General features: G+C 54.1%; 23 protein-coding genes. 7 read left to right on the top strand and 16 right to left on the bottom strand.

Translation table 11 applies throughout. The annotated features are described in order from the left end of the window. Positions 1-89: 89 nt before the first annotated feature. The 10 genes from MKY86_RS26515 to MKY86_RS26560 form a co-directional block, all read right to left on the bottom strand. The gene (locus MKY86_RS26515) at positions 90-863 is read right to left on the bottom strand and encodes an ABC transporter permease subunit (RefSeq protein ID WP_076080491.1); all 774 of its coding nucleotides are present in this window, start codon (positions 861-863) and stop codon (positions 90-92) included. Further along, on the bottom strand, positions 860-1,774 hold the full coding sequence (locus MKY86_RS26520) for an ABC transporter ATP-binding protein (RefSeq protein WP_076080489.1): 915 nt from the start codon (positions 1,772-1,774) through the stop codon (positions 860-862). The genes MKY86_RS26515 and MKY86_RS26520 overlap by 4 nt, the downstream gene beginning before the upstream one ends. Next, positions 1,774-1,971, bottom strand: a complete 198-nt coding sequence (locus MKY86_RS26525; RefSeq protein WP_076080487.1) for a PLD nuclease N-terminal domain-containing protein — start codon at positions 1,969-1,971, stop codon at positions 1,774-1,776. Before MKY86_RS26525 ends, MKY86_RS26520 begins: the two co-directional genes overlap by 1 nt. A gap of 50 nt (positions 1,972-2,021) precedes the next feature. Further along, complete coding sequence (locus tag MKY86_RS26530; protein WP_076080485.1) at positions 2,022-2,249, bottom strand: hypothetical protein; 228 nt, start codon at positions 2,247-2,249, stop codon at positions 2,022-2,024. Positions 2,250-2,251: 2 nt separating this feature from the next. Beyond that, a complete protein-coding gene (locus tag MKY86_RS26535) occupies positions 2,252-2,572 on the bottom strand; it encodes a DUF5345 family protein (protein WP_076080483.1) in 321 nt (106 codons plus the stop codon). Further along, positions 2,562-3,104: an RNA polymerase sigma factor SigY gene (gene sigY / locus MKY86_RS26540; protein WP_076080481.1), complete on the bottom strand. Its 543-nt coding sequence runs from the start codon at positions 3,102-3,104 to the stop codon at positions 2,562-2,564. The genes MKY86_RS26535 and sigY overlap by 11 nt, the downstream gene beginning before the upstream one ends. A 58-nt stretch (positions 3,105-3,162) precedes the next feature. After that, on the bottom strand, positions 3,163-3,369 hold the full coding sequence (locus MKY86_RS26545) for a hypothetical protein (protein WP_076080479.1): 207 nt from the start codon (positions 3,367-3,369) through the stop codon (positions 3,163-3,165). Between the two features lie 217 nt (positions 3,370-3,586). Beyond that, positions 3,587-4,216, bottom strand: a complete 630-nt coding sequence (locus MKY86_RS26550; RefSeq protein WP_076080557.1) for an MBL fold metallo-hydrolase — start codon at positions 4,214-4,216, stop codon at positions 3,587-3,589. Between the two features lie 5 nt (positions 4,217-4,221). Continuing rightward, positions 4,222-4,788, bottom strand: a complete 567-nt coding sequence (locus tag MKY86_RS26555) for a thioredoxin family protein (RefSeq protein WP_076080477.1) — start codon at positions 4,786-4,788, stop codon at positions 4,222-4,224. Next, the gene (locus MKY86_RS26560; protein WP_076080476.1) at positions 4,785-5,399 is read right to left on the bottom strand and encodes a DedA family protein; all 615 of its coding nucleotides are present in this window, start codon (positions 5,397-5,399) and stop codon (positions 4,785-4,787) included. Before MKY86_RS26560 ends, MKY86_RS26555 begins: the two co-directional genes overlap by 4 nt. Positions 5,400-5,641: 242 nt before the next feature. Here MKY86_RS26560 and MKY86_RS26565 point away from each other — a divergent pair, with 242 nt between their 5' ends. Together MKY86_RS26565 and MKY86_RS26570 are read left to right on the top strand one after the other, a co-directional pair. Beyond that, positions 5,642-5,977, top strand: a complete 336-nt coding sequence (locus MKY86_RS26565; RefSeq protein WP_209879964.1) for an autorepressor SdpR family transcription factor — start codon at positions 5,642-5,644, stop codon at positions 5,975-5,977. 36 nt (positions 5,978-6,013) lie between these two features. Then, positions 6,014-6,667, top strand: coding sequence for an SdpI family protein (locus tag MKY86_RS26570; RefSeq protein ID WP_076080473.1), 654 nt, complete (start codon positions 6,014-6,016; stop codon positions 6,665-6,667). Positions 6,668-6,810: 143 nt separating this feature from the next. Here the strand turns inward: MKY86_RS26570 and MKY86_RS26575 are convergent, their stop codons facing one another. The 3 genes from MKY86_RS26575 to MKY86_RS26585 all read right to left on the bottom strand — a co-directional run bounded on the left by MKY86_RS26575 (position 6,811) and on the right by MKY86_RS26585 (position 11,543). Next, on the bottom strand, positions 6,811-9,318 hold the full coding sequence (locus MKY86_RS26575; RefSeq protein WP_340827595.1) for an O-antigen ligase family protein: 2,508 nt from the start codon (positions 9,316-9,318) through the stop codon (positions 6,811-6,813). 323 nt (positions 9,319-9,641) lie between these two features. After that, entirely contained in the window at positions 9,642-10,823 is a 1,182-nt protein-coding gene (locus tag MKY86_RS26580; RefSeq protein WP_076080469.1) for a class I SAM-dependent methyltransferase, read from the bottom strand. A 57-nt stretch (positions 10,824-10,880) separates the two neighbouring features. After that, positions 10,881-11,543 carry a DUF6483 family protein gene (locus MKY86_RS26585; protein WP_076080467.1) on the bottom strand — a complete coding sequence of 221 codons (663 nt, stop codon included), beginning with the start codon at positions 11,541-11,543 and terminating at the stop codon, positions 10,881-10,883. Positions 11,544-11,781: 238 nt separating this feature from the next. Here MKY86_RS26585 and MKY86_RS26590 point away from each other — a divergent pair, with 238 nt between their 5' ends. Together MKY86_RS26590 and MKY86_RS26595 are read left to right on the top strand one after the other, a co-directional pair. Further along, complete coding sequence (locus MKY86_RS26590; protein ID WP_076080465.1) at positions 11,782-12,339, top strand: ArsR/SmtB family transcription factor; 558 nt, start codon at positions 11,782-11,784, stop codon at positions 12,337-12,339. Between the two features lie 3 nt (positions 12,340-12,342). Further along, a complete protein-coding gene (locus tag MKY86_RS26595) occupies positions 12,343-13,647 on the top strand; it encodes an MFS transporter (RefSeq protein WP_076080463.1) in 1,305 nt (434 codons plus the stop codon). An 85-nt stretch (positions 13,648-13,732) separates the two neighbouring features. Here MKY86_RS26595 and MKY86_RS26600 read toward each other — a convergent pair whose 3' ends face one another. Then, a complete protein-coding gene (locus tag MKY86_RS26600; protein ID WP_076080461.1) occupies positions 13,733-14,518 on the bottom strand; it encodes an alpha/beta fold hydrolase in 786 nt (261 codons plus the stop codon). A 68-nt stretch (positions 14,519-14,586) separates the two neighbouring features. Continuing rightward, positions 14,587-15,075, bottom strand: coding sequence for a spore protease YyaC (yyaC, locus tag MKY86_RS26605; protein WP_083685360.1), 489 nt, complete (start codon positions 15,073-15,075; stop codon positions 14,587-14,589). A gap of 200 nt (positions 15,076-15,275) precedes the next feature. On the opposite strand from yyaC, the gene MKY86_RS26610 reads away from it, so the two are divergent. After that, positions 15,276-15,500, top strand: coding sequence for a DUF1128 domain-containing protein (locus MKY86_RS26610; RefSeq protein WP_036694980.1), 225 nt, complete (start codon positions 15,276-15,278; stop codon positions 15,498-15,500). 117 nt (positions 15,501-15,617) lie between these two features. Here the strand turns inward: MKY86_RS26610 and MKY86_RS26615 are convergent, their stop codons facing one another. Then, positions 15,618-16,337: a pirin family protein gene (locus tag MKY86_RS26615; RefSeq protein WP_076080457.1), complete on the bottom strand. Its 720-nt coding sequence runs from the start codon at positions 16,335-16,337 to the stop codon at positions 15,618-15,620. A 323-nt stretch (positions 16,338-16,660) separates the two neighbouring features. Here MKY86_RS26615 and MKY86_RS26620 point away from each other — a divergent pair, with 323 nt between their 5' ends. Continuing rightward, entirely contained in the window at positions 16,661-17,185 is a 525-nt protein-coding gene (locus MKY86_RS26620) for a YtxH domain-containing protein (RefSeq protein WP_083685349.1), read from the top strand. Positions 17,186-17,314: 129 nt separating this feature from the next. Continuing rightward, positions 17,315-17,644, top strand: a complete 330-nt coding sequence (locus tag MKY86_RS26625) for a DUF5665 domain-containing protein (protein WP_036694977.1) — start codon at positions 17,315-17,317, stop codon at positions 17,642-17,644. Positions 17,645-17,810 lie beyond the last annotated feature (166 nt).

A 17,810-nucleotide genomic window follows, 5' to 3' on the forward strand; every position in this document is an offset into this window, starting at 1 on the left:
CTGTCCAGCAGCAGGATGATTGTACGATGAATTTCCGCAGAAAACACTCTGAAAATTCATGAAAGATCGCTTGTTTATTACAAAGCTTGCTAGACTGGCAATTTATTCCTTCCAGCCAGCAGTGAGGCACCGGCAATACAAATAATAATCAGGAGCACTGCGGAGACAATGGGCGCCAAGCTTACTCCGGTGCCTCCATCTGCAAGCACACCGGCAGACATTCCCGGCAGAGAAGCAGGCATCCAGTTCAGCTTAACTGGCAACAAGCCATGAACGAGGCTCATGACCGCTGCCAGCAGGAGAGATAGGCCGGCAGCAGCAGGCCCGCGCAGCCAGGCACTGAAGAGCAGCGTAAGCGACACCGCACAGAGCAGCCACAGTGCATACAGTCCGGATGCTGCAATCACATCCCGCCAGGATAAAGCCCCCATAAGCTGTACTGTATAATAAGCCGCTCCCGCTGCCCCCAGCCCAATTGCAATAACCAGCACTGTGAAGTTCGCGGTCCATTTGGCTGCAACAACGGATATAGAGGAGACCGGCTTCGCCATTAACAGTTCAGAGGTGCCGCTGCTGCGCTCTCCTGCCAGGCTGTTCATCGTTCCCAGCACCAGAATCAGCATCCCAATTGTTCCATACTGGCCCAGGGCCTGAGCCATTACAGAGGACGCGGCCGGTCTCTCCATATTCTCCATCAATCCAGCCGGGACATTGGAAGAGAACGCCAGGATATCCGCCATATAAAAGCTGACCAGCGGCTGCATAATTCCCAGAACAATAAACACCACCGGAATCCAAATCAGCTTATAGCTGCGCACACTCTCCAGCATCTCCTTCAAATATAGAACCCAAAGCTTCCTCATGTTCCCACCACCTTCATGAACAGGTCCTCCAGTGTTGATGAGCCTGCTTCAAATTGCAGCAGCGGAATATCCAGCTCCACAGCTTCCTGCAAGAGCGTCCGGCGGGCGAGTTCTACATCTGTTACGTTTAACACGGCCTTGCCATCCGAAATTAGCGCTTCTTCAATAAAATCCTTGTGTCTAAGCGCTTCAAGCCAGCGGATAGCCGAATCCTGCTTCCCTGTAGTGAGTCGGATTACGGGCAGACTATACTCTGTGCGGAGACTGGACAAGGTTCCTTGAACGGCTATAGTCCCCTTGTTCATCAATACGACATCATCGCATATCTCTTCCGCATCATGCAGCACATGTGTGGAGAAAATAACAGTTGTCTCCTCCCGGATGTCCCTAAGCAGCTCCATGACTTCCCGGCGTCCGATAGGATCAAGCGCGGAGACAGGCTCATCCAGCAAAAGCAGGCGCGGCCGGTGTACCAGGGCCTGGCCCAGCCCGAGGCGCTGCTTCATCCCCCCGGAATAACCGCCAATCCGCCGCCGTGCCGCAGAGCCTAGTCCCACACGCTCCAGCACAGCGCCCGATGCCGCCGCAGCCTCCCGTGCACTCATGCCGCTCATCCTGGCGGCAAATAAGATATATTCGTGTCCGCTCATCCAGTTGTAAAAAGCCGGGGCTTGGGGAAGATAGCCCAAATACTGACGGTAATCCGTCCCCGGAGAGCTCCCGCCAAAAGTGATCGTTCCGGCAGACTGCGTCAGAAGACCGGCAAGCATACGCAGCGTTGTAGTCTTCCCTGCTCCATTGGGTCCGAGCAGCGCGACACAGCGTCCTGCTTCAATTCCAAAGCTGATGCCGTTCACCGAGGGATGCCCCTGAAAGCTCTTGTGAAGATCCTTGACCTCAAGCAGCGGCATCAGAATTCTTTCCTTCCCAGAGTGAAGTAAGCCACGCTGCCCAGCAGGTTGCCAAAAATCAGGAACAGAACCCACATCCATTTCGGACCGCGTACTTGCTCTGTCTTGCTCAATGAAATCAGACCGATGATTGCCAGCACTACCTGCAGTGCAAGCAGCGGCCCAATCAATCCCCAATTCAAATTCAATTCATTCATAGCCATATCCTCCCTTATCTCCCGTATCTCCCGGACAATGGACTATTGTCTCAGCGGTTCCTTCCCGCCTTCCGTTTGCGCCTATCTGGAAGAACTACAAACAGCAGATAACACACTGCCGGTGAGGGTGCACCGGTAAGTCCCCAGATTCCCCACAACCAGGCCTTCATCCCCTGACCTCTGTTCCTGGCATCACGGAACAGCCAGGTTCCTTGCAGCAGCAGCACCGCTGCAAGAATCATCCAAAACCAAACAGGTATCTCCTGCAGCTCCTTCACGCTTATGATTCCTCCCGCCCGTGTCTGATCCGCGCTGCTCCCAGACTGCCAAGTGCGCTCAGGATGAACACTGCCTGCAGACTCCAATACAGCATCGGCGCCGTGCTTAGAATAGAAATCACTATGGTAACCAGTACAAGAGCCACCAAAAAGAACAGCAGCAGCTCCTTCCGGCGCCGCTTCCTCCGGCGGACAGCTTCCCCGGCAATTAGCTGCTCCAGCTCCGGCAAGGAGGGGGGAGTAACATCGGCATACAGCATATCCAGATGATCCAGCTCTGCGGACAGCTTACCCAGCAGCTCCTCGTCACTCTTAAACCTCATCCTCATTCAGCTCCTTTCGCAGTTGACCCAGTCCGGCAGCTACCCGTGATTTGACCGTTCCGGAAGGGATCTCCAGCATCTCCCCGATCTCATCGTAGCTGTATCCGTAATAATGCTTCAGCAGCACAGCCATTCTGTGCGCAGAGGATAGACGCGACAAGGCGTCGAGCACTTCACTCCACTCCATATTCCGGCTCTCAAAGCTCCAGCGTAAACTGCGGTTCCCCTGCTCTTGCATCTGCCCTTCCCGCCACTGTGCCTCCCGGCTCCAGCGCCGCTTACGGTCAATGTACAACCGGCTGCCAATGGTAATCAGCCAAGAAGAGAATGCCGAGGTCCCATTATAAGTCCCGATCTTCTCCATGCATCTGACCATTGTGTCCTGAGCAATCTCTTCCGCAAGCAAAGGGTCAAGTGTCGCTTTGATCAGATACTTGTACAGGAAGGGATAATGCTCCCGCAGCAGCACGGCCAGTGCAGCAGCGTCACCCTGCTGTGCCTGGCTGATCCTCTCCAGCGTCCTGTCGCCCATAGCCCCTCCCCTTATCTCTTCTGTCACACCTGTAATACGTCTATGTAATGGTTATCGTTCATTCGGAATCAGAATTATTCTGCAGTTCCCACAGTCTGCGTCTCCATGGCTGAACAGCTCCCTTGCCTCCAGGAAAGCTCCAGAACAGCGTATACTTAGTATCACTCTTCCCGGCCAGATCATTCACTTCATTCCGCTCCGCTATCAATGAATCTTTCGCTTCTAATTCCCCGTAATCCAACTGGCAATGCATATTATCCTTCATTCTGCTTCCCCCAATAAAATTCATCTCTATAGGCAAAAAAAAGAACGCAAACCGGGATTATTCCACAGTCTGCGTGCTTCGCGAGGTAAATGTTACATTTAATTAACCATATTGTAACAATCCGGCCCCGGCTTGTCTACCTCTAATTTCACGGTTTGTGTCAAATCCGGCCAAAAGATGTCGTTACACGGCAAGCGGAAACGGCTTGGGCGTCCTCTTACATCGGGACATAAGGGTTGTGAAGCTTCTCATAGCCGATTGAGGTTCGCGGACCATGTCCGGGGAACACTCTCACTTCCTCATCCAGCCGGTAGAGCTTGCCGCGGATCGAGTCAATCAGATCCCGTTCTCTGCCGCCCGGAAGATCGGTACGTCCCACTCCCATTTTGAACAAGACATCACCGGCGAACAAATCATTCCCACATAAAAAGCTGACGCTTCCCGGTGAATGTCCCGGCGTATGCAGCACCCGGAAAGAAAGGCCTAGCAGCTTCAAAATCTGGCCTTCCGCCAGATCGTATTCTGCCGGATCTGTGCTGATGGGAGGCGTGGTATCAGGCCACATCAAGGAGCCGTTCAGCTTCGGGCTGCCCAGCCACTCACTCTCCAGCGGATGGATATAGACTGGGCATTTCTTCGCTTTGCGGACCTCGTCCAGCCCGGCAATATGGTCGAAATGGGCGTGCGTCAGCAGAATTGCTTCAATCTCCATTTCCTCAGACGCGCGCAGAAGGGCAGCAGGATTAGCACCAGGATCGATGATGACACCGCGCTTAGGATCTGCACCCGTCAGAAGATAGGCATTGGTCTGGAGCGCTCCCAGATTATAAGAACGAATATTAAGCATCGGCATTAGAATCCGGAGATCAGAGCGCGCAGCTCTTTGGCGATAACTGCGTGTGATTCCGTTCCTTCTCCGTAGGCTTGCCCCATTGCTTTGCGCACTTCGGTAATTTTGCTGTCATAGTCCGCTGCTTCGCGGTCCGGGTTCTCCCGTTTGAATTCTCTCATCAGGGTCTGGACATGCTCCGGACGCGGTCCCCACTGCCCCAGCACATAACCTCCGGTGTCCGCAAAAATCACGATGGGAACGGAACGGCCGCCCATGGTCAGGAAGTTGTCCATCAGCTCCTGGTTCTCTTCGAGAATCAGCACTTCCGTCTTGATGCCCGCAGTCTCCAGAATCCGGAAGACCACCGGGACATTGCGGACCACATCTCCGCACCAGTCCGCAGCCAGAATCAGCACACGCAGGTCATCACGGTGATTCAGGCTCTCGAAATATTCGCGGTCACTCTCGTCTTCCCAGGCGAACTTCTCATACCAGGATTCAAAAGCCTGCTGGTTCTTCGTCATGGCTTCCACGAACTGGCGCGGAGTCAGGCCTTGGCCAAATTTGGATGCTACATTCTGCTTCATACTGCACTACCCTTCTTCTTGGATTTGTACCACTTGAACAGGAAATACAGGACAATTACCGCAATAGCGCCAAGAATTATCTCATGGGTGTACTTGGCTGCAACCTCATCAATGGTCTCCCACTTGTCTCCGAGCGTGTATCCCAGATAGACAAACAATGCGCTCCACGGAATGACTGCAAGGGTTGTCAGCAAAGTGAATTTGCCCAGCGGCATGCGGGAAATACCGGCCGGAACCGATATCGCATGGCGGACAACCGGGATAAAGCGGGCTGTAAAAATTACACCGGTCCCATACTTTTGAAACCATTCTTCGGAGTGATCAATATGTTTTTTGGAGATGAAAATGTACTTGCCGTACTTCTCCAGCACAGGTCTGCCGCCATAACGGCCAATCCAATACACAAAGATCTGGGCAATCACTCCCCCGACGGTACCGAACAGCACGGCGCCAAAAAAGTTAATATCGCCTTGTGAGACCAAATAGCCGCCAAAAGCCAGGACAATCTCACTTGGAATGACTTCAATCATGAGCCCGATCATAATTCCAAAGTAGCCCAGAGACTGAATCCATTCAAACAAATGTGAAATGACATCAGATATAAAGTGCACTGCAGGTCTCCTCCCGTATGGCGTAATAGCCTGGTATTCTGCTGGCAGAACCCATCTGCTTAGCCGCTCTATGTATCAGCTTCTCCTAGCCTATTCTAGCATATGCAGGCTTACGACTTCTACTTAAGGAATATGAACAACCCCTCCTGAAACAGATGTGAGTTTCTGTATTGACAAAGATTGGAATCGAGTCATATTATATATTTAGATAATTATTTAAATATCGAAAGGAGGACATGGAGTTGAATGAATCGTTCAAAGCGCTCGCCGACCCGACCCGGAGACAAATTCTCCGGCTATTGCGTGAAAAGGACCGGACGGCCGGGGAAATCGCTGATTTTTTCAATATGACGAAGCCCAGCATCTCTCACCACCTCAATGCGCTGAAGCATGCGGGGCTGGTGCAGGACGAACGTAACGGGCAATTTATCGTCTATTCTCTGGACTCCACGGTACTTGAAGAGGTACTTGGCTGGTTTCTCGAATTGACGGGTACAGGCAAGGGCAGTACGGACAGCCAACCCGAAGAACATGCGGATGTTGGCTCAAAGGGTTCAGGACCCAAAAGGAAAAAGTAACCCGCACGCTATTAAACATACGGAGGATGAACATTGATGAAGAATTTCACATGGAAGTGGCAGGATACGCTGATTGTCATTCTCGGGTTCCTCTCACTGGGCTATGCGCTGGTGAATTACGGCAGGCTGCCGGATCAGCTTCCCGCCCAATTCAGTCTTACCGGCAAGGTCAACACTTACTGGAGCAAGGGTTCGGTTATTGCTTTGTTCTCTTTTATGGGATTGATTTTTCCTTTGGCGATGCAGTTTATACGTAATATTGATCCCAAGGGAGAGAATTATAATAAGTTCCAGGGGGCTTACAAAATGGGCCGTCTCACCGTTGCCGTCATATGTGATGCCGCCCTTGTGCTGTCGGTCAGCTACGGGCTGGATGAGCATTTCGCCGCCGGAAAGTGGGCTACTGTAAGTGTGGGACTGCTGCTGGCTGTAATCGGGAATTTCCTGCCGCAGATCAGGGATAATTATTTCACGGGAATCCGGACACCCTGGACACTGAATGACCCTGCCGTGTGGCGGAGAACCCACCGCTTCTCCGGGAGGATGTGGGTGACCGGCGGTCTGCTGATTGCGCTTGGGGCCTTTATGTCCACTACACTGTCGGTCAGCATGATCATCGCCGCTCTGGTAATCATGATTATTCTGCCTATTGTGTACTCTTGGCTGATCTCACGGCGGGTTAAAGTCTGAGATTAGTCCGGGATGGCTATGAATTGAGGCTCGGGTGATGGGCGGCGGCGGGCAGTCCTATGGTTAGGGTGAGGCTGCGGTCATTATGCTGATATGTTCACCCCAGCGGCTACCAAGCCCCGAATTCCACTCTGAGGTGCGTCTTATCTGTCGTTGGAGCTAAGCAGCGCCTGGGACTGTAAATGTGTTAACTGGAAGTAGATCCCTTCACTCTGCGGAAGCAGGGTGAAGTTGCGGTCATTGTGCTGCGGTCCTCTGTCCTGCTCCTTGGCGGCCAGCAGATTGTACTGCCGCAGCAGCTCTAGTCCCGCAGCCGCGCTGTCCGCCGCGATACGTCTGTCTCCGACCGCCAAGCTCCGTTCTCCCATTTCAAGCATCCCTCTTAATGCGGTGAGCCGCCTCCCAGCATTAAAGAGATCCCTCTGTTGACTCCGGCGGACCCAGTACAGCGCTTCTCCCGGATCACTGCCCCGCAGAGAACGTGTTGCAAGCTCCCAGTGCAGGGCAACGTCTCCTGGAGAGAATGGCAGGCTGCGCAGCAGCAGGCTAATTCCCTGCTCCTGTGGAAGCAGCCGTGATAATGCAACCGCAGGCTGCGGCTCTCTCGGGTTCCAACTCAGTGATTGCTGCAGCAGTGTAATTCTTACGGCAGGATCACTCTCCCTGACCGCCTGCTTGAATAGGGCAGCCCCCTTCATGGCCTGGAAGGAAAGACCGCTGCATAGGAGGGTCAGCCCGCAGAGAACGGTTATGCCTGCGTATCTCCATAATCGGCGAAGCCGGTTCTTTCGCTGGTCAGCCGGCTTGCTGCGCCGCCAACGGGAGTCATGCAGAACTGTAGGGACAGCCGTCCTAGCGGTCCGGCTGTTTGCTTCGGCAATTGCCCAAGCGGGCAGCAGGAGCAGCAGCAACCAGACCAGTCCATAGCTCCAGTCGAAATCGGCTGCGCTATGCAGAATAATCACCAGCAGAGGCGGAAGCAGCCTTGGTGACGCCTTGAATACCAGCCCTCCTGCGGCCAGGAGCAGCAGGAGGACCGCAGCCAGACCCGCCATCCCGAGGTTCAGCAGGATGTCGAGGTAACCGCTGTGCACCTGGCTGCCCACGTAGGGGCGGGACTGGGCGGCAAGGTACGTATGCCGCCAGGTCTCGCCCCCGCGCCCCAGCCAGGGCGCTTCTGCCGCGAGCCTCCAGGCGTCGCGGTAGAACAGCCCGCGCGCGTCGGCCGTCGGTGACGGCCCGGTGATCCGCGCGCGTACCAGCAGCAGGACGGCGCTGGCCGCCGCCGTCCAGCCCGCCGCCGCCAGCGCCAGCAGGGCGGCGCGGTGTCCGACCGCCGCACGGCAGCTGCGGCGGTGCAGCCACAGGCCGGCTAGCCACGCGCCGGCCCAGAGCCCGGCCAGCAGCAGCAGGCCGGGCAGGGGCTCTACCGCCAGCCCGGAGCGGGCCAGCTGGCGGTAGAGCAGCGCCGCCGCGGCAACGGGGGCGGCGCCGGTGATTAGAAGCGGCACGAACAGTTGCCGCTTCAGGAGAAGGGCTGCGGCACCGGCGGCAGCCGCAGCCAGCCATGCGCCGCGCGACTCGCTGAGCAGCAGCGCGGCGGCGTACGGGAAGAGCGGCAGCAGGCGCGCCGCTCTTAGCCAGTGCGAAGCGGACCAGGTTCCGGTCCGCTCCGCACTGGTGCCTGCATCTCCTGCACCTGACTCATCCGCTCCGCCGACACTCGAACGTACCGAATTATTGCCCGCACCCGCACTTTCTGTACCTACCTCACCCGCTCCGCCGACAATCGAACGTACCGAATTATTGCCCGCACCCGCACTTTCTGCACCTACCTCACCCGCTCCACTTACATCCGAACTTACCGCACTATTGTCTCCACCCGCACCTTCTGTATCTACCTCACCCGCTCCGCCGACACTCGAACGTACCGAATTATTGCCCGTATCTCCCTGAGAATCTCCAGACCCGAAGCTATAAGCGGCTGCAAACAGCCGTTCCAGTAAATACACGGCCATCACCGCACCAAAAGCATTCGGATACTGAAGCAGCCCGGCCAGCCTCGCACCAGTGGCACTGACCCCGGGCGACTCAGTGTATGCGACCGCATAAGGAATCGGCAGACCTCCGCAGACCGCCAAAAGGGCCGACAAACTAATAGTGATTCCAAGCAGATGCCACACTGCTGCAAGAAGAGTTACTCCCCGGCGGGTTCGCGCCGCCAGCAAAGCGAAAGCAATAAAGCTAGTGTAGAAGCCCCAGCGCAGCATTTCATTCAGCGTTCCTTGCGCGGATACGGGACTGCCCAGTGCCTGGATAGCATACAAGAGACAGATTAGCACACAAGCGCTGAGTAACCCCCAGACAGCCAGCCCCCTCCCTCCACCTATACTGCCAGCCAACTCCCGAATATGCTTTCTACGTTCAGGCTGCTCCTCTACTTGCGCCCCTCTACCAGCCGCCATATAGATAAGTACCAATCCCAGCAAGACTCCGCACAAGCCAAACCACACCGTCAGGAACAAATACATCTCCCCGGTGAAAAAGAACCCTCTCAGCACACAGGCCGCCAACCCCGCTGCTATTAACGCCAATCCGCAAACCAAAGTAACCAACCAATCACTTTGCCGTCCATACCTGTTCACCCGCATCCTAAATCTCCTATTGCTCATGATGCTTAACAGTCTGCCCATATTTACCGGAAAACAGAAGAGGCGGCTAATCCACCCGAGTTAGCTCAAATGCACAAATGAAGAGCACTTGTGCACCTCATTCCACCCAAAGTGGCCCTCCGCCAATTCAGGAACACTATTGTCTCTCAAAAGCTATGTATATCCATCATCCTGCCCACTCACCTTCGCGTCAGCACAAATTGTGTTCGGTTTTTCACATACAGCCCCGAACCTGCAAAAAAACAGCCGCCCCCATCAGGAAGCGGCTGTTCTGTCATACCCTAAACTATTCAACACATGAATTAAACTTCCGTACTGCCGGTGGGCAGCAGGTCGGAGCAGACGCGTTCCAGGTAAGGTTTGGCACCGAGGAAATCGCGGAATGCGGTGTATTCGCGCCATTTGGCGGCCTGATCGCCGCTGTCGCTGCGGACGGCGCGGATCAGGATGTTCTTCGGAGTGTGCTCCATGTCGATGAATTCCAGCAGCTGGCTGCGGTAGCCCATCAGATCCAGCAGCTTCGCCCGGATCGCATCGGTGGCGAGCGCCGAGAACCGCTCCTTCAGGATGCCGTGTGACAGCAGCGGATTCAGTACCTCACTCTCGACCTGCGCGAACAACTCATGCTGGCAGCAGGGCACTGAGAGGATGACCGATGCGCCCCAGCGCACCGCCTTTTCCAGTGCAGCATCGGTGGCGGTATCACAAGCATGAAGTGTGACCACCATGTCCACCTGATCCAGCTCATTATAGTCGGCGATATCGCCCACCAGGAACTTCAGCCGGTCATAGCCCAGCTTAGCAGCCAGTGCATCACAGTGCGCAATGACATCTGCCTTAAGGTCAAGGCCGACAATATTCAGCTCCCGCTGCTCGCGGACGGCGAGATAATGGTACAGCGCGAAGGTCAAATAAGACTTGCCGCAGCCAAAATCCACAATTGTCAGCGGCCGGCCTGCCGGCAGATCGCCCAGCACATCCTGAACCATCTCCAGGAACCGGTTGATCTGGCGGAACTTATCATATTTCTTGGCCAGTACCTTGCCCTCGCTGTTCATAATGCCAAGCTCGACCAGGAACGGCACCGGCTCCCCCTCATCCAGCACATACTGCTTCCGGCGGTTATGGGCCAGATCCGGCGCTTCCTGCTTGCTGGCTGATTTCGTCAGAATAGATACCTTGTATTTCTTGCTGATCAGCACCTGATAGTCGGCACCGGCCGTACACAGCAGACCTTGGCGGAAGGTGTCCCTCAGCAAAGAGAGCATCTCTTCAGCGGCATCCTCTGCCGGAATGTTACGGTGCTCCACCTTAGGGCCGATATAATAGGCAAACTGATAATGCAGCTTCCCTTTTAACTCAACAGGCTTAACCTGTACTTTATTGTAGGCGGCATCGCCCTTGCTGCGCAGCTGGCTTAGTGTAGCCGTAATCAGAGTGCGGCCGGTTATCACTTGCTCGATCAATTCCTTCAACGCTTCCAAATGGGTACATCTCACTTTCGGGTTTATAAAATAGAGCACGTTGTCTCCTGAATATCGTTACATTATAGCATTAACCGTGAGCTTGCTCCATTCTTCCCTGCCCTGCTGCACTTCCTCCAGAGGAAGACTGCCCTGCGCTAACCGCTCCGGACTCAAGAGCAGCAGCCGTCCGTACAACTCTCTGCCTTCCTCCGCTACATTCTCCCCCTGCTCCCAGAGCCGGTAGAGACTGTTCTCCGCCTTGGCGTAGTGCCCCTGAGATTCGTGGTACGCCATCAAGAGGCGTTCAGTCTTGGCGGGAAGGCGGTACGGCTCCACTTCTTCCAGCAGCTCACTTATCTCTTCCGTCATGTTCAGCAGCTCCCGGTCCGCGCCATGAAGATCGGCATAAATGAATAAATGCAGGGAACGCATCGCCCTGAACAGGGCCGCATCCCGGTCTCCTTTGGCCGCGTAAATCCCGCCTTCCTCCTTCAGCAGCCGGGCTACTCCTTGCAGCTTGTCGGCCTCAAGCACCCCTCCAAGACGAAACATATCAATAATATCCTCTACGGACAATGAATTAAGCAGACGCGAATTCAGGCGAAAATGCCGCATCAGCAGCTCATCCACTTCCCACAGGGCTTCCGTTGTTTTTTTATCCTGCTTCAGGGTCATTACTTTGGCGACCATAGCTGTCATATCCTCAATCATCCGTACAATATAATCCCTCCGGAACATACCCGTGCTCCTTTCGTTACGCAGTTGCTTCTCTTCTGTATCCTATGCTTGCTGTTGGACTCATCTTAAACCATCTGTCTCTCCGGCGCCACTGTGCGGAGTTAAGTCTTGACCACACTATAATGATGAACTATAATTCAGTTACCAAATCTGCATTACAGATTGAACTATTTAGCAGATTGGAATTGGATACAGACTGTATACATGTTAATACGGACCCTACATAGGAGGTTTATTGATGACCAAGCCAACCGGCAACACGCAAGACTCCATCACAGCAGCCGTTTCAGGTCAACCGGATCTGCAGTCAAGCAACCGGATTTTGAACGTTACGCCGGAACAGGATAAGCTGCTGGAGAGCGCCTTACGGATTAAGATTATGCACACGCTGTCGGCAGAGCCGCTTACATCCAAGCAGGTTGCGGAGAAGCTGAACAAGACTCCGGGTAATATTCACTACCATATCGTCAAGCTCTATGAGGGCGGTCTGCTGGAGCTTGTCCGTACAGAAGCCGCAGGAGGAATCATCCAGAAATTTTACCGTTCCAAAGGTACGATGTTCCACTCGGAGGCGCTTCGCAGCCTTCACTTCCGCGAAGAAGACCAAACCCGGCATTTCAATACCAGACTTACTCTCTCTCCTCAGGAGCTTGCGGAATTCCACCAGGAGCTGCTGGAGCTGATTACCGCCTGGGAGTCCAAGGTAACGGAAGGTGACGAATACGGTGTGGAAGTGATGCTGGGCCGTCTGCAGTCTGCTGATGCTGCTGCGCAGCCGGAAGAGGAGGCACATTAATAGATGAGCACCGCTGGCCCTTCCGGACAACTGAAGCATCATCCGCTTGAGGGCTTCGCCGCCCCTTTCCGGCAATCCCGCGCCTTTCCTTACCTGTGGCTGGGACATTTAGTTTCTTTTTTGGGCAGCTCGGTAACCATGGTTATCCTGCCAGTCCTGGTCTATTCCCTGACCGGCTCCACCACCATTATGGGGATGGTCATGGCCGCCTACATGCTGCCTAATGTAATCATGCTGCCGGTATCCGGACATATTGTCGACCGCTACGACCGTGTACGGATTATGATGCTGGCCGATATTGCCCGGTTCATCGTTATGATTACGACTGCTGTGCTGTCCTTGACCGGAGTGCTGAGCATTCCGTTGCTCTATGGACTAGTTGCCTGTTACGGCCTGCTGGACGGCTTATTCCAGCCCGCCTACGCTGCCGTCCGCGCTACCGTATTCACTCCGGATATCCGCGTAGCAGCGAATTCTTTAACTCAGATCACAACCCAGTCCGTACGGCTGATCGGTCCCGCGTTAGGGGGACTGCTGATTACCCACCTGTCCGCGGGCTTCGGCTTCGGAATTGATGCCTTCACCTATCTTATCTCCCTCATCTGCCTGGTCTATCTGCGCAGAGTGATGATGACCCGGCTGCAGGCTGCCGCCACTGAGACTGACATCCCGGCTAAGCCTGCTGCCGGGACCTCTCCCGCTCCGCACTGGAGGCAGGATTTCGCCGAAGGAATACATGTTCTGCGCAGCCAGCCCTGGCTCTGGATTACAATTCTCGCCTTCTGCTTCGTCAATATATGTTATACGGGCGTAATCAGCGTCCTTCTTCCCTGGCTGTTCAAGGTCCATCACGGCTGGCCTCCTTATCTCTATGGCCTGGCCGTTACGTTCTCCGGTGTCGGGGCCATAGCGGCCGGCCTGCTGTACGGCCTGCGGCCGAAATGGAATCACCGCGGCATCCTGGCTTACGGCGGCGCACTGATCAGCGGGGCTGCTCTGCTGCTGCTCCCGTTCGGAGGCACTCCGGCAGCAGCTGTCACCTTATTTGCCGTAGAAGGCTTCGGACTAATGATCTTCGGGCTGATCTGGGAGATCAGCCTGCAGGAGCTTGTTCCGAAGGAAGCCTTCGGACGGGTAGCCAGTCTGGATATGTTCGGGTCCTTCGCCCTGCTGCCGGTCGGATATATCTTAGTCGGCTGGCTGGCCGACCAGATCGGAGGAGTGCCGACCATTATTATTTTTTCCAGCCTGGGCCTCTCCTGTGTTGCTCTGGTGCTGTGCGTTCCGGCTATCCGTAAGTTTCAATAAAATATATATACTTGCACAGCAAACAGAAGGCAGCACCCGCCGGAGAGCGGAAGTGCTGCCTTCTGTCCCTATTGCCTGATGTAATTTACTTCTGCACAGGAGCCTGAACGAAATCCTTAATAATCTTCGCCAGCTGCTCCGGTGCTTCAAACATACCCATGTGGCCTACACCCGGCAACGTCACCTTGGTGATATTTCGGTTGTCTGAGGTGAACGTCCGCTCCGGCGTCACCTTCGAATCCTCAGCTCCGGCAACGAGAAGCACCGGCAGCGCCGTTGCCGAGATCACATCTCGGCGGTCCGGGCGCTCACGCATCGCCAAGGACGCGCCAACCGCGCCTTGCGGCGGAGTCTTGTAGCCGATCTCCTTGGCCCGTTCCAGCAGCCGGGGCTCCGCTCCAGGAGCAAACAGTCCAGGCACCAGCTGATCCACAAAAGCAAAAATGCCTTCGCTCTGGATCATGGTGACGCTCTTCAGCCGGTTCTCCTTGGCTTCTTCACTGTCCGGATAGCCGGAGGAATGAATCAGCCCGAAGCCCTTCAACCGGGAGGCATGGCGCTGGGCAAACGACAGGGTAATATAGCCACCGAGCGAATGTCCCAGCAGATAACATTCCGGAATCTCCAAAGCATTCAGCAGCGACAGCACATCATCAGCCATCTGCTCGATGGTATAGGCTCCAAGCGGAGCATCGGAAGCCCCGTGCCCGCGCAGATCCGGGGCAATGACCCGGTAGTGGGCAGTCAGGCTTGGAATCACCTTTTCCCAGTACTCGGCACTCCCGCAGAATCCATGCAGCAGTACGATTACATCCCCTTTGCCTTGATCACTATAGCAGATGTTGCTTCCCTCGCATCGAACATTTTCCATGGCTGCTTACCCTCTTTCTATGTAGTGGTCTATATTAATAAGCTAGAACAGGCTGATTTGAAACGCGCTCAATCCGTAAGTCCGAATCCCTGTGCGGCTGCCTTGGCAATCTGATCAGCCATAACCATTACCCGGTAGAGCGGGGTAGTCTGGATGGTCCGGTAAGGACGCGGACTATTCACATCAACGATCGCCGCCAGACTGTAATTCCCTACAGCAGGCAAGAGTCCCCCTACCGATTCAGCCGGACGCAGCGGCTGCGCGGCCGCAAAGTAACAGCCCAGTGCGGCCGGCGGTCCCAGGCAGGCATCAACAGCGATAATAATCTGCCCTTCCGGAATCTCTGTTATCCGCTGAACCAGATTATTCGCATCACAGGGCGCCGGAAGCGTACCCGTTACATTCGGAAATCCGTACTCCAGCAGGCGGCTTCCCGTCAGCGGCCCCAGTGCATCTCCGGTGGAGCGGTCTGTTCCGATACAGAGGAAGGTCAGCTGCTCAGCGGAATACTCGTTTGCGATCCCGCGGAAGAAAACCGCCAGCTCCCCGGCATCCATTTTACGCCGTTTTCTGCTCTCTTCTTCTCTGATGGCCAAAGACTCTCCCCCCTTACTCAGTAAACTGTTATATTTACCTTTAATTTAACATGTTTGCGTGATCTGGACAAAAAAATGGTCATCTCCTGCCCAAACATGATAAGATATTTGAACTATACCAGTTCACATTCTATATTACTCAGGGAGGATGGTTATACTCAATGGATTTGTCAAACCCAAGCCAGGAGAACGTTGAATATATGATTGAAGGCATCAAAAACAAGCTGAAAATGGCCAGTGCTGCTGCAATGCAGGCGTCAGCCTTTTCGGTGGAGCAGTATGAGGATATTCAGGATATATACGAGGTTGCGATGGGCAGTGACCGGCTCAGTATCTCCCAGGTGGAGGCGATCGTCTCAGAGCTTGGCCGCCTGCGCAAGAAATAGCACCAGCAGTTGGTATACAAGATAAAGCCCTTCAGCTTCATTGTCCGTAAGACGGGACGTTGAAGCTGAAGGGCTTTTGTCTGCTGCAATAATAATTATACGGTCATGCTCCGGCGGCTACGGGAGATCAATCAGAATGAATTCTGCATCTCCTGAGCTGCTTATGCCTTTGAGCGTAAGCTCGCAGCTCTTGCGGATACGCGCCGCATCCCCCTGCTGGAGCTGGAATACACCGTCCGCGCATGAGATCTCCAGATTCCCGAAAATGACATACAGATGGGTTCGCCGCTCCTCCTGCTGGGGATAGCGCAGCTCCCGGTTCGTCTGCAGAACAGACAGGTAGATGTTAACATCATTGTCCAGCTGCAGCGAGCCCTGAGTCCCTTCCCCTGAAGCAACAGGCAGCAGGTGGTTGAGCTTAAGCTCGGCCGGAAAGAACCGGGCATCCCATTTCGGGGTCTTACCGGGCCGGTCCGGCAAAAGCCAGATCTGCAGGAACCGGACATCCACATGGTCTGACGGATTCGTCTCCGAATGGTTAATGCCTGTTCCTGCGCTCATTAGCTGCACACTGCCTGCCTGCAGATCTGCATGATTCCCCAGGTCATCCTGATGCTTCAGCACACCGGATACCACATAAGTAATAATCTCCAGATCATGATGCGGGTGCTCATGCATGCCTTGCTCAGGCTTCAATTCATTGTCGTTATGCGCCAGCAGTGCGCCGAAATGGGCGTTGCTGGGATCATCGTAATCGGCAAACGAGAAGCTGAATTCACTGTGTATCCATTCTCTATTCGAAGTATGACGCTCGGCTGCAGTAACTACTTTTATCATAATGTTGCACCTCCATAGATGTTGGAATCTTATCAATATCCTAAACAAGGGAATGAATGCTCTTCAATATGGGATGTATAGATGCGCTATGATTAACTATTTCTTACCCCCTTCCCTTCGTTATCAATCAAACTTGTAAAGCCGCATATTCACCGAATTAGGTATGAAAAAACATGTTTTCGGCTGGGATGCTCCCTTATGCTCCGGCAATCTTTGCCAAGCTATTCCGCTGTTTCAGCACATAGCCCAAAGTGTATATACGAAGTAAGAACATTCAGGCTCACCTGAATTTGAATGACAATTCTGATAAGGAGTGATTGATAATGAATAAAGCAGAGAAGGAATATCCGGTAGAAAGCGGCGGCACATTCTTAAAAGGGATCTTCATCGGCGGGCTCTTGGGAGCGGCGGCAGCATTGCTATTCGCACCGAAGCCCGGACGCGAGATGCGCAGTGACCTGTCCGATAAGCTCACAGTAGCTACGGATAAGACAAAAGAGGTTGCGGGAGCCGTAACTGACAAGACCAAGACGATTGCTACAACAGTCGGCGAAAAGGCTACTGATCTGGCTGGCACAGTATCAGCCAAGGCCTCCGATATCTTCACCACCGTCAGTGACAGCAAGCAACAAATTGCAGCTACTCTGGCGGAAACCGGCAAAAAGATTGGCGAAACGGTAAGCGATGCCTCCAAGGACATCACGGGCAGCGTTAAGGACGCCTCCCAGGACATAGCGGTTGAAGCCAAGGATACCTCCAAAGAGGTTGCCGACAAGGCGAAGGACGCTTCCAGGGAAATCGCAGGCACAGCGAAGGATGCCAAGGACGAAGTTAAATCCTCTTATTAATCCCGGATGTTCAGGCTGATTATACATTGAAGGGAGCGGCCAGATCTTCCGTAGCTGGCCGCTCCCTATTTATGCATGTCTTATATTTCAATAAAGCCTGATTCAGGCTACAGAAAGCAGGTACGCCTTATGGGAGAAGCGGACAACAGAACCAAAGCTTATGACGTTGATGAGCATCCCTTCGAGCTGCGGCATGAGGTCAAACGCTTGAATGCGAGGCTCGACAAGATCGCCGACTCACTGGAGAAATCTGAGTTCAAGGATATCCTGGAGAACTATACAGACCCCAAGAAGCGGATTATCACCAATCTGATGGCCGGGATCTCCAGAGGCCTGGGCCTCTCACTAGGTACCTTTGTCATTCTTGGTATCCTTGGCTATATCCTCAGTTTGTTTCTCAATGTACCGGTTATCGGGGAATATCTTGGAGAAATCAAAAAGTATATAGATGCTAACTAAACACATTTCCCGCGCATCCCTCCTGCAGCCTACTCTACCATGAATAGACTGCAGGAGGGATGTTGCTCTTTAACCCCACAAAGTGGGGCCCCCAAAACATATAAATTCTTATCTACCCAAAAAAGGGCAGGCTCTATCCCTTACGGGATGGAACCTGCCCTGATAA

It is taken from the genome of Paenibacillus sp. FSL R7-0333, assembly GCF_038000365.1.
In the GTDB taxonomy this organism is placed as follows: Bacteria; Bacillota; Bacilli; order Paenibacillales; family Paenibacillaceae; genus Paenibacillus_AQ; species Paenibacillus_AQ silagei.

What these genes read in the sequence shown, in the direction of transcription:
- MKY86_RS26515 (WP_076080491.1), bottom strand. Translation starts at nt 863, where the DNA reads ATGAGGAAGCTTTGGGTTCTATATTTGAAGGAGATGCTGGAGAGTGTG.
- MKY86_RS26520 (WP_076080489.1), bottom strand. Translation starts at nt 1,774, where the DNA reads ATGCCGCTGCTTGAGGTCAAGGATCTTCACAAGAGCTTTCAGGGGCAT.
- MKY86_RS26525 (WP_076080487.1), bottom strand. Translation starts at nt 1,971, where the DNA reads ATGAATGAATTGAATTTGAATTGGGGATTGATTGGGCCGCTGCTTGCA.
- MKY86_RS26535 (WP_076080483.1), bottom strand. Translation starts at nt 2,572, where the DNA reads ATGAGGTTTAAGAGTGACGAGGAGCTGCTGGGTAAGCTGTCCGCAGAG.
- sigY (WP_076080481.1), bottom strand. Translation starts at nt 3,104, where the DNA reads ATGGGCGACAGGACGCTGGAGAGGATCAGCCAGGCACAGCAGGGTGAC.
- MKY86_RS26545 (WP_076080479.1), bottom strand. Translation starts at nt 3,369, where the DNA reads ATGAAGGATAATATGCATTGCCAGTTGGATTACGGGGAATTAGAAGCG.
- MKY86_RS26550 (WP_076080557.1), bottom strand. Translation starts at nt 4,216, where the DNA reads ATGCTTAATATTCGTTCTTATAATCTGGGAGCGCTCCAGACCAATGCC.
- MKY86_RS26555 (WP_076080477.1), bottom strand. Translation starts at nt 4,788, where the DNA reads ATGAAGCAGAATGTAGCATCCAAATTTGGCCAAGGCCTGACTCCGCGC.
- MKY86_RS26570 (WP_076080473.1), top strand. Translation starts at nt 6,014, where the DNA reads ATGAAGAATTTCACATGGAAGTGGCAGGATACGCTGATTGTCATTCTC.
- MKY86_RS26575 (WP_340827595.1), bottom strand. Translation starts at nt 9,318, where the DNA reads ATGCGGGTGAACAGGTATGGACGGCAAAGTGATTGGTTGGTTACTTTG.
- MKY86_RS26585 (WP_076080467.1), bottom strand. Translation starts at nt 11,543, where the DNA reads ATGTTCCGGAGGGATTATATTGTACGGATGATTGAGGATATGACAGCT.
- MKY86_RS26590 (WP_076080465.1), top strand. Translation starts at nt 11,782, where the DNA reads ATGACCAAGCCAACCGGCAACACGCAAGACTCCATCACAGCAGCCGTT.
- MKY86_RS26595 (WP_076080463.1), top strand. Translation starts at nt 12,343, where the DNA reads ATGAGCACCGCTGGCCCTTCCGGACAACTGAAGCATCATCCGCTTGAG.
- MKY86_RS26600 (WP_076080461.1), bottom strand. Translation starts at nt 14,518, where the DNA reads ATGGAAAATGTTCGATGCGAGGGAAGCAACATCTGCTATAGTGATCAA.
- yyaC (WP_083685360.1), bottom strand. Translation starts at nt 15,075, where the DNA reads ATGGATGCCGGGGAGCTGGCGGTTTTCTTCCGCGGGATCGCAAACGAG.
- MKY86_RS26610 (WP_036694980.1), top strand. Translation starts at nt 15,276, where the DNA reads ATGGATTTGTCAAACCCAAGCCAGGAGAACGTTGAATATATGATTGAA.
- MKY86_RS26615 (WP_076080457.1), bottom strand. Translation starts at nt 16,337, where the DNA reads ATGATAAAAGTAGTTACTGCAGCCGAGCGTCATACTTCGAATAGAGAA.
- MKY86_RS26620 (WP_083685349.1), top strand. Translation starts at nt 16,661, where the DNA reads ATGAATAAAGCAGAGAAGGAATATCCGGTAGAAAGCGGCGGCACATTC.
- MKY86_RS26625 (WP_036694977.1), top strand. Translation starts at nt 17,315, where the DNA reads ATGGGAGAAGCGGACAACAGAACCAAAGCTTATGACGTTGATGAGCAT.